The 12,566-nt window shown below is 60.6% G+C and carries 11 protein-coding genes and 4 tRNA genes; 6 read left to right on the top strand and 9 right to left on the bottom strand.

Annotated features, from left to right (window positions below; all coding sequences use genetic code 11):
* Positions 1–6: 6 nt before the first annotated feature.
* Positions 7–696, bottom strand: coding sequence for an energy-coupling factor ABC transporter permease (locus PMI24_RS26535; RefSeq protein ID WP_007959582.1), 690 nt, complete (start codon positions 694–696; stop codon positions 7–9).
* Between the two features lie 133 nt (positions 697–829).
* Here PMI24_RS26535 and PMI24_RS26530 point away from each other — a divergent pair, with 133 nt between their 5' ends.
* The 5 genes from PMI24_RS26530 (at position 830) to PMI24_RS26510 (ending at position 4,184) form a co-directional block, all read left to right on the top strand.
* A complete protein-coding gene (locus tag PMI24_RS26530; protein WP_007959580.1) occupies positions 830–1,456 on the top strand; it encodes a DUF1780 domain-containing protein in 627 nt (208 codons plus the stop codon).
* Complete coding sequence (locus PMI24_RS26525; protein WP_007959578.1) at positions 1,453–1,980, top strand: MOSC domain-containing protein; 528 nt, start codon at positions 1,453–1,455, stop codon at positions 1,978–1,980. The genes PMI24_RS26530 and PMI24_RS26525 overlap by 4 nt, the downstream gene beginning before the upstream one ends.
* Before the next feature lie 51 nt (positions 1,981–2,031).
* On the top strand, positions 2,032–2,205 hold the full coding sequence (locus PMI24_RS26520; protein ID WP_007909875.1) for a DUF3094 domain-containing protein: 174 nt from the start codon (positions 2,032–2,034) through the stop codon (positions 2,203–2,205).
* A gap of 63 nt (positions 2,206–2,268) precedes the next feature.
* On the top strand, positions 2,269–3,567 hold the full coding sequence (locus PMI24_RS26515) for an NAD(P)/FAD-dependent oxidoreductase (RefSeq protein ID WP_007959575.1): 1,299 nt from the start codon (positions 2,269–2,271) through the stop codon (positions 3,565–3,567).
* Positions 3,568–3,776: 209 nt separating this feature from the next.
* On the top strand, positions 3,777–4,184 hold the full coding sequence (locus tag PMI24_RS26510; RefSeq protein WP_007959573.1) for an HvfA family oxazolone/thioamide-modified RiPP metallophore: 408 nt from the start codon (positions 3,777–3,779) through the stop codon (positions 4,182–4,184).
* Positions 4,185–4,256: 72 nt separating this feature from the next.
* Here PMI24_RS26510 and PMI24_RS26505 read toward each other — a convergent pair whose 3' ends face one another.
* The 8 genes from PMI24_RS26505 to rluD all read right to left on the bottom strand — a co-directional run bounded on the left by PMI24_RS26505 (position 4,257) and on the right by rluD (position 11,292).
* The gene (locus PMI24_RS26505; RefSeq protein WP_007959571.1) at positions 4,257–5,882 is read right to left on the bottom strand and encodes a methyl-accepting chemotaxis protein; all 1,626 of its coding nucleotides are present in this window, start codon (positions 5,880–5,882) and stop codon (positions 4,257–4,259) included.
* Positions 5,883–6,041: 159 nt separating this feature from the next.
* Positions 6,042–6,118, bottom strand: a tRNA-Pro gene (locus PMI24_RS26500).
* Positions 6,119–6,215: 97 nt separating this feature from the next.
* Positions 6,216–6,291: transfer RNA gene (locus PMI24_RS26495), tRNA-Lys, on the bottom strand.
* Between the two features lie 5 nt (positions 6,292–6,296).
* Positions 6,297–6,373 (bottom strand) — tRNA-Pro (locus PMI24_RS26490).
* Between the two features lie 9 nt (positions 6,374–6,382).
* Positions 6,383–6,458 (bottom strand) — tRNA-Asn (locus PMI24_RS26485).
* Positions 6,459–6,756: 298 nt separating this feature from the next.
* Entirely contained in the window at positions 6,757–9,321 is a 2,565-nt protein-coding gene (gene clpB / locus PMI24_RS26480) for an ATP-dependent chaperone ClpB (protein WP_007959569.1), read from the bottom strand.
* 262 nt (positions 9,322–9,583) lie between these two features.
* Positions 9,584–10,333 carry a peptidoglycan editing factor PgeF gene (gene pgeF / locus PMI24_RS26475; protein WP_007959568.1) on the bottom strand — a complete coding sequence of 250 codons (750 nt, stop codon included), beginning with the start codon at positions 10,331–10,333 and terminating at the stop codon, positions 9,584–9,586.
* Positions 10,330–11,292, bottom strand: a complete 963-nt coding sequence (gene rluD, locus PMI24_RS26470) for a 23S rRNA pseudouridine(1911/1915/1917) synthase RluD (RefSeq protein WP_007959567.1) — start codon at positions 11,290–11,292, stop codon at positions 10,330–10,332. Before rluD ends, pgeF begins: the two co-directional genes overlap by 4 nt.
* Positions 11,293–11,444: 152 nt before the next feature.
* Between rluD and PMI24_RS26465 the strand changes: the two genes are divergently transcribed.
* Positions 11,445–12,461, top strand: a complete 1,017-nt coding sequence (locus tag PMI24_RS26465) for an outer membrane protein assembly factor BamD (RefSeq protein WP_007959566.1) — start codon at positions 11,445–11,447, stop codon at positions 12,459–12,461.
* Positions 12,462–12,566: the final 105 nt, after the last annotated feature.

The raw sequence follows: 12,566 nt of genomic DNA, 5'->3' as shown, positions 1-12,566 counted from the left end.
TGTGGATCAAGACTTGGGATCGTCGTCCTTCCACGGCGCCGAAAGGTAGCGGGTGCGATTGAAGGTCTCCAGCCATTCCGGGCAGAACACCACCAAAGCGCTGACCACCATGCCGTTGATAAAGGCTTCGGGAAAAATCAGCAGCCACAGGTAACCGATGAAGTCCTCCAGCCATTCAGGCATGGCAAAGAGGCCGTCGTACCAGAGCAACGTCAGGCTCAGGGTCAGGCAGAACAACGCCGACAGCGCGGCGGCGAAAAAGCCGGAGCAGAAGATGTACACGAACGGATTGCGCGGCTGCGCACGCTCGACCAGGATCGCCACGCATTCGGTGATCAGCACCGGGAGCAGGATCAACAAGGCGCCGTTAACCCCGACAGCCACCAGATCCTGACGTCCCAACAAGACCAGTCCCAGTTGCGCCACCAGTCCGCCGACGATCGCCAGCGGCCAGTCCAGCAACAGCGTCACTGCCGTCATGCCGATGAAGTGGTAGGACACGCCGGTGTCGAAATCCCTGCGCACCAGCCACAGCAGAAACAACGCGAACACCGTGCCGAACAGCAAATGCTGACGACGGTTGTCGCTGAACAGCTCGACCCACGGTGCGCGGACAAACGCCCAGAGCAGCATCGGCAGGTAAATCAGCCAGCCGAGGGTCAGACTTGTCGATGACAGCAGTTCTGCACCGATCATGATCCCATCACCTTCATTCGCACCGCAGACTCCTTTGATTGGCGCTCCTGCGGCGAAGTCTACACCTGCACGGCGGGACATCTGCCGATGCAAAGCTTTCTGCTTGTCGCAATTGAACGCTAAGCTTGGGCCTATGGATGATTCAGATTATTTACGCCTGCTGACCATCGCGGCCGAGCAAGCCAACGCCTTCCTGTCCAATGCCCGCAAATGGGAGCGTGAGCGTTGGGTCTGCCAGCGCCTGCTGCAAGGCTTGAATATTCCTTATCGTGCCGACGAATTCGCGCCCGCCGGTGAGCCGCCGGACGTGTTGTTTCGCGACGCCAATTTCGAAGTGTTTTTCGTCCTCGACGAGGGCCGTCGGCTCAACGACGAATGGCGCGATGAGCTGCAACGGCGGCGCAGTGCGTTTTCCCTCAGCCAACTGGTGCGCCGTGAAGCCAAGCCGCGGCGGATTCCGGCCAATGAGTTTCTGCTGAGACTGGCGCCGACCTTGCGCAAGAAAGCGCACAACTACAAGGAACGCGGGATGGATCTGGGCGAGCTGGACATCATTGCCTTCGCCAGCCTCAAACGCGAAGTGCTCGACCTGAATAGCCACTTTCCGCCACCCACCGAATACCTGCGTCAGGGCTGGCGTTCGCTGTCGCTGGTCGGGCCGACGTTTGCGCGGGTGCTGTTCGCCCATCCCGATGCTCCGGATTTTCTGCGCGGCAACCTGGGCCGCAGCATCGTGTTCGATGTCGGGATCAGCCTGTGACGCCGCTTCAACAATTGATTGCCGATGTCCCGCAGACCGGATGCGTGCGCTGGATTGGTGTGCGCCCCGAGTCCCAGGGGCCGATGCTCGCACTCGCTGCCGTGGAGGCGCGGCTTGAAGCCGGGCTCACCGGCGACCACGCTCGGCCCGGTGTGCGCAATGCGCGGCAGGTGACGCTGATTCAATGGGAACATCTGGCCGTGATCAGCGGCCTGATGGGCCGGTCGGCCGAACAACCGGTCACGCCTGAAGATCTGCGGCGCAATCTCGTTATAAGCGGGATCAACCTGTTCAGCCTCAAGGGGCGGCGCTTTCGCATTGGTCAGGCGATTTTCGAAACCACGGGCTGGTGTCAGCCGTGCGCGCGCCTGCAGAACAACCTTGGCCCCGGAACGTTCCAGGCCGTGCGCGGGCATGGCGGAATCACCGCGCGAGTGTTACAAAGCGGGATCATTCGCCTCGGGGACAGTGTGTCTGTCGAACCGGTCCCGGACAGTGGCTATGCTGCGTTCAATCCCGGTTGAAAACCGCTGTAGCGTGTTCTCATTCAGTAACGTCTACCTGACGAGGCCTTTATGACCAGCCGCCTGAACCCCGAAGACCAGAAGCATGTCGAAGAGTACCTGCAGTTGTCCCAACACCGTGTCGAGCGCCGGCCATTCCGGCCGTGGATGCTCCTGGTGCTGGTGCTGGCAGTGACCATTGGTCTGGGCCTGTTGAGCCGATTTATCAGTTACCTGACGCTATGAGCTGCATCGCGCTCGCTCGGGTAGCCGTTCCGATTTCCTTTCAAAACCTTGCGAGCTATCCCTATGTCCCATCGTATTGTCATTGTCGGCGGCGGCGCCGGCGGTCTGGAGTTGGCTACCCGTCTGGGTAAGACTCTGGGCAAACGCGGCACCGCCAGCATCATGCTGGTCGACGCGAACCTCACGCACATCTGGAAACCGCTGCTGCACGAAGTGGCCGCCGGATCGCTGAACTCTTCCGAAGACGAACTCAACTATGTCGCCCAGGCCAAATGGAACCACTTCGAGTTCCAGCTGGGGCGCATGAGCGGGCTCGATCGTGAGCAGAAGAAGATCCAGCTGGCTGCCACCCACGACGAAAACGGCGTCGAGCTGGTCCCGGCGCGGGAAGTGCCCTACGACTCGCTGGTGATCGCGGTCGGCAGCACCACCAACGATTTCGGCACCCAGGGCGCGGCGCAACACTGCCTGTTCCTCGACACCCGCAAACAGGCCGAGCGTTTTCACCAGCAACTGCTCAACCACTACCTGCGTGCTCACGCCGGGCAGACTGATGTGGTCCAGCAGATCAGCGTGGCCATCGTCGGTGCCGGTGCCACGGGTGTCGAGCTCGCGGCCGAGCTGCACAATGCCGCCCATGAGCTCGCGGCTTACGGTCTGGACCGGATCAAACCGGAAAACATGCACATCACCCTGATCGAAGCCGGGCCACGGGTGCTGCCAGCCCTGCCTGAGCGGATCAGCGGGCCGGTACACAAGACCCTGGAGAAACTCGGGGTCAACGTAATGACCAACGCTTCGGTCAGCCAGGTCACCGCCGACAGCCTGATCACCGCCGATGGCAACGAGATCAAGGCCAGTCTGAAAGTCTGGGCCGCCGGGATCCGCGCACCGGGTTTCCTCAAGGACATCGACGGCCTGGAAACCAACCGCATCAATCAGCTGCAAGTGCTGCCGACGCTGCAGACCACCCGCGACGAAAACATTTTCGCCTTCGGTGACTGCGCCGCGTGCCCGCAACCGGGCTCGGATCGCAACGTTCCGCCACGGGCCCAGGCTGCGCACCAGCAGGCGTCGCTGCTGGCCAAATCGCTGAAACTGCGGATCGAAGGCAAGACCCTGCCGGAGTACAAGTACACCGACTACGGCTCGCTGATTTCGCTGTCGCGTTTTTCGGCGGTGGGTAACTTGATGGGCAACCTGACCGGCAGCGTGATGCTTGAGGGCTGGCTGGCGCGGATGTTTTACGTGTCGCTGTACCGCATGCACCAGATGGCGCTGTACGGGCCGTTCCGCACGGCGATGCTGATGCTGGGCAGCAAGATCGGACGCGGCACCGAGCCGCGCCTGAAGCTGCACTGATGTAAAAACACCGTGGGGGCGGGCTCGCCCTCACGGTGTTTTGTTTTCTACTGTATCTGCCCCCGCTTTCCCCACCTTCGCTTACAAACGCCCCGCTCCTCGACACAGACGCGATACACCGCCACCGCTTAATGGCCACACCCGAGCACACCTGCTCCGGCTGATCGCCCTTAACGTGTGGTTGCGCTGTGCAACCGAAGGAGAATGCAATGTCCCGTACTTCGAAAATCGGCAAAAACTCCCTTGGCCTGGTCGGTGCCGTACTGGCCGGCGGCCTGATGCTGTCCGGCTCGGTATTCGCCGCACAACCGCTGGCCCAGGGTTATATGGTCGCTTCGGCCGAGACCTCGGTGAAAACCCCGGAAGGCAAATGCGGTGAAGGCAAATGCGGCGATGCGTCGATGGCCAAGACCGACACCGATGGCGACGGCAAAGTCTCGCGCGCCGAATTTCTGAAGGTCGCGCCGAAGTCCGACTTCGACAAGATCGACACCAACCACGACGGCTTCATCGACGAGCAAGAGGCGTACAACAACGTCAAAGCCAATTTCGAAGCCAATGGCAAGAAAATGCCGAAAGGCCTGTTCGAACACCTGAAAGACCAGGACGGTGCCTGATTTTTCAGACGCCCGACAAAACAAAGCCGCGCGTTCTCTGACGAGAAGCGCGGCTTTTTTACGCCTGCACGATTACAACTGGAAGCGCCACACCATGCCTTGCAGGGCGTTGGCCAGTTGCGACAGTTCATGACTCGACGCGTTGGTTTGATCGGCACCCGCCGCCGAGCGCACCGACAGATCGCGAATGTTCACCAGATTGCGATCCACTTCCCGCGCCACCTGCGCCTGTTCTTCGGCGGCGCTGGCGATCACCAGATTGCGTTCGTGGATTTCGTGGACCGAGGCCGTGATCGTCTGCAACGCTTCACCGGCCCGCTCGGCCAGCACCAACGTGGTGGCAGCGCGCGAGGCACTGGCTTGCATCGACTCCAGCGCCAGGCTTGAACCGTTGCGCATGCCCTGCACCATCTGCTCGATTTCCTGGGTCGATTGCTGCGTGCGATAAGCCAGCGCCCGGACTTCGTCGGCGACCACCGCAAACCCGCGTCCACTCTCCCCGGCCCGGGCCGCTTCGATGGCAGCGTTGAGCGCCAGCAGGTTGGTCTGTTCGGCAATCGCCCGGATCACATCCAGCACTTTGCCGATGTCCTGCGACTGATTGGCCAGTGATTGCACCAACTCGCCGGTGTGTTCGACCTCGCTGGCCAGCGCGTTGATGGCGCCGGCGGTTTCGCTGACCCGCTCCTGGCCCAACTGCGCGGATTCGCTGGACTGACGGGTGGCGTCGGACGTCGACACCGCATTGCGGGCGACTTCCTCGACCGCAGTGGTCATCTCGTTGACCGCGGTGGCAGCCTGTTCGATTTCGTTGTTCTGCTGTTGCAGCCCTTGCGTGCTGTCGTGGGTGACCGCGCTCAGTTCGTCGGAAGCGGTCGCCAGTTGCGTGGCGGAGCCGCTGATGCCCTGCAGGGTTTCGCGCAGGTTCTGCTGCATGGTCGCCAACGCCTTGAGCAGACGGCTGACTTCATCGTTGCCGTGGGTTTCGATCGGACGGGTCAGATCGCCTCTGGCGACGTGTTCAGCAGCGTCGACGGCGGCGCTCAGGGGACGAACAATGCTGCGGGTCAGCAACATCGCCAGGGCCACGGTCGCCAGCGCCGCCAGAGCGATGAACAGGGTCACGATAGTGCGCGAGGTTTCGTAGTGGGATGCAGAATTCTGGCTTTCGGCAGCGACCTGGCGGGCGAACAGATCCGCGAGGTCATTGAGTTGTTTGCCGGAGCCGTCGACCACGGTTTTCATGTCGACCAGCAGCAGCTTGGTCAGCTCGTCACGCTTACCTTGCTCGGCGAGAGTGAAGGACTGGGCGATCCCGGTGCGGTAAGCGGCAAAGGTCTTCTTGAACTGATCGTACAACTGCTGACCTTCCGGGGTGGTCACCAGCCGGTCGTAGGCGGCGATTTTCTCGCTCAGTTCCTTGTCGCGGGTGTCCATCTGGCTGCGGTACGTGGCGATGTTGGCCGGATCCTGATCCAGCGCCATGCGCAGTGAGATGGTGCGAATGCGCAGCATGATCTCGCGAATCTCGTCGCCGCCGCGAATGCTGGGCAGCCACTGCGTCTCCACCGCCACTTCGCTGTCACGGATGCTCGACATCTGCCCGAGCGCAAACACCCCGAGCAACGCCACCAGCACCGCGATCAGGGCAAAGCCCAGGGCGGCACGGGGAGCAATATTCAACTGACGAAGCAACATGACGAACGCCCTTTTTCTTGTATTGGCCGGATGCAAGGGGCGATCGATGGCAGGCCCCTTTCGTTAGCGGGCTATCGGCAAGTTGTACGATGACTTGAATGAAACATTTCCGGAGGGCAAAAAAAATCCCCGTATCTTTCGATACGAGGATTTTTAATATGGTCGGGGTAAGGGGATTCGAACTCCTGACATCCTGCTCCCAAAGCAGGCGCGCTACCGGACTGCGCTATACCCCGGTAAAAAAAAGGCGACCTTTCAAAGATCGCCTTCTTCGATCAGCGCTTTTGGCCTCTGATCTTAAGATTCGATCCCAGCGTTAACTGGTTTCAAAAATGGTGGGTCGTGTGGGATTCGAACCTACGACCAATTGGTTAAAAGCCAACTGCTCTACCAACTGAGCTAACGACCCAAAAATGGTCGGGGTAAGGGGATTCGAACTCCTGACATCCTGCTCCCAAAGCAGGCGCGCTACCGGACTGCGCTATACCCCGGCTTGAAATTGGCTCCGTGACCAGGACTCGAACCTGGGACCCAATGATTAACAGTCATTTGCTCTACCGACTGAGCTATCACGGAACTACATATTTCAATTTACAACGGTGAAACTTGCAGCTTCTCGACATCGTTTTCGCATCGCTGCGTTCGTGTGTCTGAGGCGCGCTATTCTACAACCTAGAACACCTCTGTCAACCCCCTAAATTGCTTTCAAGTTAATGATTTGCAACTTATTTCAGATTTCTGCCCAGTGAGCTGAAACCGTGTTGGTGACTGACTGCGGGGCGCACTTTACAAGCCTTTTCCTTTGAGTTCAACAGCCTGGCGAAAAAAAAGGCCTCGCATTGCGAGGCCTTGATTACTTCACCACCGTCGAACGTCAGTTGAACGTGATCTCGTCGTTCTCCACGACGCCGGTCGCGGTCTCGCCCGGCAGGAAACGTCCCGACAGGATCAACTGCGCCAACGGGTTCTCGATCCAGCGCTGGATCGCCCTCTTCAGCGGCCGTGCGCCATAGACCGGGTCGTAGCCGACGGCAATCAGCTTGTCCATCGCTTCCGGGCTCAGCTCCAGCTTCAGCTCGCGCTCGGCCAGACGGCTGCGCAGACGGCCCAGCTGGATCTCGGTAATGCCCGCGATCTGATCCCGCGCCAATGGCTCGAAGATCACCACTTCGTCGACCCGGTTGATGAACTCCGGACGGAAGTGGGTGGAAATCGCATCCATCACCGCTGCCCGTTGCGCTTCCCGATCACCGACCAGTTCCTGGATCTGCATCGAACCGAGGTTGGAGGTCATGACGATCACGGTATTGCGGAAGTCCACCGTGCGGCCGTGGCTGTCGGTCAGACGACCATCCTCCAGCACTTGCAGCAGGATGTTGAACACATCCGGGTGCGCCTTCTCGACTTCGTCCAGCAGGATTACCGAGTAAGGCTTGCGCCGTACCGCTTCAGTCAGATAACCGCCCTCTTCGTAACCCACATAACCCGGTGGCGCACCGATCAACCGTGCCACGGAATGTTTCTCCATGAACTCGGACATGTCGATCCGCACCATCGCCTCTTCCGTATCGAAGAGGAATTCGGCCAGCGCCTTGCACAGCTCGGTTTTACCGACACCGGTCGGGCCGAGGAACATGAACGAGCCGCTCGGGCGATTCGGATCGGACAACCCGGCACGGGAACGCCGCACCGCGTTGGCCACGGCAACCACCGCTTCGTCCTGGCCGATCACGCGTTGATGCAACAGGCTTTCCATCTTCATCAGCTTGTCGCGCTCGCCTTCGAGCATTTTCGACACCGGAATACCGGTCCACTTCGAAACGACTTCGGCGATTTCCTCTTCGGTCACCTTGCTGCGCAGCAACTGGTTTTCGCTTTTGCCGTGCTGGTCGACCATTTGCAGGCTGCGCTCCAGATCCGGGATCACCCCGTACTGCAACTCGGCCATGCGGTTCAGATCGCCTTTACGGCGCGCGGCTTCCAGTTCCTGACGGGACTGTTCGATCTTTTGCTGAATCTGCGCAGAACCCTGCACCTCGGCTTTTTCCGAGTTCCAGATTTCTTCCAGATCCGAATACTCACGCTCGTGACGGACGATTTCTTCCTGGAGTTTTTCCAGACGCTTGATCGCCGCTTCGTCGCTTTCTTTCTTCAGGGCCTGGGATTCGACTTTCAGTTGAATCAGGCGCCGCTCCAGACGATCCAGCACTTCCGGCTTGGAGTCGATCTCCATGCGGATGCGGCTGGCGGCTTCGTCGATCAGGTCGATCGCCTTGTCCGGCAGTTGCCGGTCAGTGATGTAGCGATGGCTGAGCTTGGCCGCCGCGATGATCGCGCCGTCAGTGATCGCCACCTTGTGGTGAACCTCGTAACGCTCTTTGAGGCCACGCAGGATCGCGATGGTGTCTTCTTCGCTCGGCTCGTCCACCAGCACTTTCTGGAAGCGCCGCTCGAGGGCCGCGTCCTTCTCTATATATTGGCGGTACTCGTTGAGCGTGGTCGCGCCGACGCAATGCAGTTCACCACGGGCCAGGGCCGGTTTGAGCATGTTGCCGGCGTCCATCGAGCCCTCGCCCTTGCCGGCGCCGACCATGGTGTGCAGTTCGTCGATGAACAGAATGATCTGCCCTTCCTGCTTCGACAGCTCGTTGAGCAGCGCTTTCAGGCGCTCTTCGAACTCGCCGCGGTACTTGGCGCCGGCAATCAGCGCACCCATATCGAGGGACAGCAGACGCTTGCCGCGCAGGCCATCCGGCACTTCGCCGTTGATGATGCGCTGGGCCAGCCCCTCGGCAATCGCGGTTTTACCTACGCCAGGCTCGCCGATCAGCACCGGGTTGTTCTTGGTGCGGCGTTGCAGAACCTGAATGGTGCGACGGATCTCGTCGTCACGGCCGATCACCGGGTCAAGCTTGCCTTCTTCGGCGCGCTTGGTCAGGTCGACGGTGTACTTATCCAGTGCCTGACGCGACTCTTCGTGGTTGGCGTCGTTAACGGCTTCGCCACCGCGCAGGTTGTTGATCGCATTCTCCAGCGCTTTTTTGCTCACGCCCTGGCCGAGCAGCAACTTGCCAAGCTTGCTGTTCTCGTCCATCGCGGCGAGCAGCACCAGCTCGCTGGAAATGAACTGGTCGCCCTTCTGCTGGGCCAGACGGTCGGCCTGGTTGAGCAGACGCGCCAGATCCTGCGACATATTCACGTCGCCGGTCGGGTTCTGGATTTTCGGTAATTGATCGAGCTCTTTGGTCAGCTCTTTACGCAAGCTGTTGACGTCGAAGCCCACCTGCATCAACAGGGGTTTGATCGAACCACCCTGCTGTTCAAGCATGGCTTGCATCAAATGCGCCGGCTCGATGGCCGGATGATCGTGGCCGACAGCCAGGGATTGGGCATCGGACAACGCCAACTGCAATTTGCTGGTTAAACGGTCTATACGCATGGGTCACCTTCCTTTTGAGCAGGCCGGACCTAAAAACCATCCTGAATAAAGAAACCTGCCAGATACCGCTATAGATGCGGTCGATTCTGGAAGATTCAAGCGTCAGGGAGTTGATGCAGGTCAGACAAGCTTAGCGGGCGCCCAGCCTCGCAAATACGTTTCTCTTTTGGCGAGTGGCTGTTTTCGTCAGGCAAGGCGCCGCGACGAGTCATAGCCCGCTATGGCGAGGAGCGGCAACGCAGCATGACGTAAACAGACGCCGTCAAAAAGAAACAGTATTTGTGAGGCTGGGCGCCTCAAGCCAGACAAGGGAGGCGAAGCGACCAGTGCGCGATGCACGGCGATAAGAGAAGAAGCGCGGATCGGTCACGGTACAGAAACCGCCACCATAAACAGCGGTGACACCGTGAACCGCCAGACGCAGCCGCGCCAGCTTATAGATGTCAGCCATGAACTTGCCGGCGTTGTGGCTCGGGACAAAGGCTGTCTCGGCTTCGGGCAATTGATTGATGAAGACTTCCCGGACTTCCGGGCCGACTTCAAAGGCTTGCGGGCCGATGGCCGGGCCGAGCCAGACCAGAACGTCTTCGGCGGGCACATCCAGACTGTCGAGGGTGGCTTCCAGCACGCCGGCCGCCAGCCCACGCCAACCGGCATGAGCCGCTGCCACGCGAGTACCGGCACGGTCGCAGAACAGCGCCGGCAGGCAATCGGCAGTCATCGCCGCACACGCGATACCGGGTGTTGCCGTCCAGCTGGCATCCGCCGTGGCCACCACGGACGGATCCGCATGCGCCACGGCAATCCCGTGCACTTGCTGCAACCAGGCAGGCTTTATAGAGAATTGTTCGGTCAGGCGCCGACGGTTTTCGGCGACGGCCTCAGGGCGGTCATCGACGTGATCGCCCAGGTTGAGGCTGTCGAACGGCGCCTCGCTGACGCCGCCCTCGCGGGTGGTGACACAGGCCCTGACGCTGGCCGGCGCGGGCCAGTCCGGCGTCAGCCAGTTCATCCGATGAATGCCTCGCGATCCTGCTTGAGCAGAGTCAGCAGCCACACCAGATCTTCCGGCAGCGGCGACTCCCAGCTCATGCGCTCACCGGTGGTCGGGTGATCCAGCTCAAGGAACCGCGCGTGCAGGGCCTGACGCGGGAAGTGCTTGAGGGATTCGACCATGGTCTGGCTCGCGGCCGGCGGAATGCGGAAACGACCGCCGTATGCCGGGTCGCCGACCAACGGGAAGTTGATGTGCGACATGTGCACGCGAATCTGGTGGGTACGACCGGTTTCCAGCTTCACCCGCACGTGGGTGTGGGAACGGAAGCGCTCCAGCACGCGGTAGTGGCTGACGGCAGGCTTGCCGCCTTCCATCACCGCCATGCGTTGGCGCTGCTGGCCGTGGCGGCCGATCGGGGCATTGATCTTGCCACCGGCCGTCACCACGCCGATCACGATGCACTCGTAGATCCGGCTGACGCTGCGGCTTTGCAGCTGCGCGACCAGCTTGGTCTGCGCCTGAATGGTCTTGGCCACCACCATCAGACCGGTGGTGTCCTTGTCCAGACGATGCACGATACCGGCGCGCGGGACATTGATGATGTCCGGCACGTGGTGCAGCAAGGCGTTGAGCAAGGTGCCATCAGCGTGACCGGCAGCCGGGTGCACCACCAGGCCCGCAGGCTTGTTGATCACCAGAATGTCGTCGTCTTCATAGACGATGTCGAGTTCGATGTCCTGAGCGACCCATTCACCCTGGGCCTCCTGCTCGGCAGTGAGCTCAAGGATGGCACCGCCATGAACGATGTCGCGCGGGCGGATGACCGCCCCGTCCACAGTCAGGCGACCTTCTTTGATCCAGGCGGAAAGGCGCGAGCGCGAGTGCTCGGCGAAGAGTTGGGCGGCGACTTGATCGAGGCGTTGGCCGCCCAATTCGGACGGCACCTCTGCGCGAAGTTCAATTTTATCGGACATGCTCGGACTGGGCGTCGGCTACAGCCTTTGGTTTCGGCTGCGCGCTTGTGGTTAAATACGGCGTCTTTTGCCCCGGGGCTTTTCAACGGGGCGCTCATCATAACAGGACGGCCCCGCCCAAGACAGCGGCCGTCATAGGGACGCAAGCCGCCATGCAAGTGAAACACCTGCTGCTGATCGCCATCCTCGCATTGACCGCTGCTTGCTCATCGAAGGAAGTCGTAGACGAAAACCTGAGTGAAGCCGAGCTGTACCAGCAGGCTCAACAGGACCTGGACAACAACAGCTACACCAGCGCCACAGCCAAGCTGAAGGCTCTGGAGTCGCGTTATCCGTTCGGTCGCTACGCCGATCAGGCGCAGCTGGAACTGATCTACGCCAACTACAAGAACGCCGAGCCGGAAGCTGCAAAATCCGCCGCCGAGCGTTTCATTCGTCTGCATCCGCAGCACCCGAACGTGGATTACGCCTACTACCTGAAGGGCCTGACTTCGTTCGACCAGGACGTCGGCCTGCTGGCGCGCTTCCTGCCGCTGGACATGACCAAGCGTGACCCGGGTGCCGCCCGCGACTCCTACAACGAGTTCGCCCAGCTGACCAGCCGCTACCCGAACAGCCGCTACGCGCCGGACGCCAAGCAGCGCATGATCTACCTGCGCAACCTGCTGGCGGCCTACGAAATCCACGTGGCCGACTACTACCTGACCCGTCAGGCCTATGTCGCCGCTGCCAACCGTGGTCGTTATGTAGTGGAAAACTTCCAGGAAACTCCATCGGTCGGTGACGGCCTGGCGGTGATGACCGAAGCCTACCAGCGTCTGCATCTGGACGAACTGGCGGCCACCAGCCTGGAAACCCTGAAGCTCAACTACCCGAACCACCCGAGCCTGCAGGACGGCCAGTTCGTGCCTCGCGTTGCCGAAGCCGACAACCGTTCGTTCCTGAGCAAGGCCACCTTGGGTCTGATCGAATCCCGTCCGCCGCTGCCGCCGGGAGAAACCCGCGCCAACCAGGACGTGCAGAAGCAGTTCCAGGACGCGAAAGACGCGATCCCGAACGAGCTCAAGCCGAAAGACGAAAACGGCGACGTGATCGAAGAGCCGGAACCGGAGTCGAGCGACAGCGACCGTTCCATCTTCAGCTACATGACCTTCGGTCTGTTCGACTGATCACTTCGGTGATGCCAAAAAGGGAGATCTTCGGATCTCCCTTTTTATTGCGGCGTGTGATTGGGCTGTGCGCTTGTCGGGTCCTTGGCTAAACTGCCGAATCAT

The sequence above is a fragment of the Pseudomonas sp. GM25 genome (assembly GCF_000282255.1).
In the GTDB taxonomy this organism is placed as follows: Bacteria; Pseudomonadota; Gammaproteobacteria; order Pseudomonadales; family Pseudomonadaceae; genus Aquipseudomonas; species Aquipseudomonas aphyarum.
Note: the sequence above shows the minus strand (reverse complement) of the source record. Positions and strands in the feature narration are given on the sequence as shown.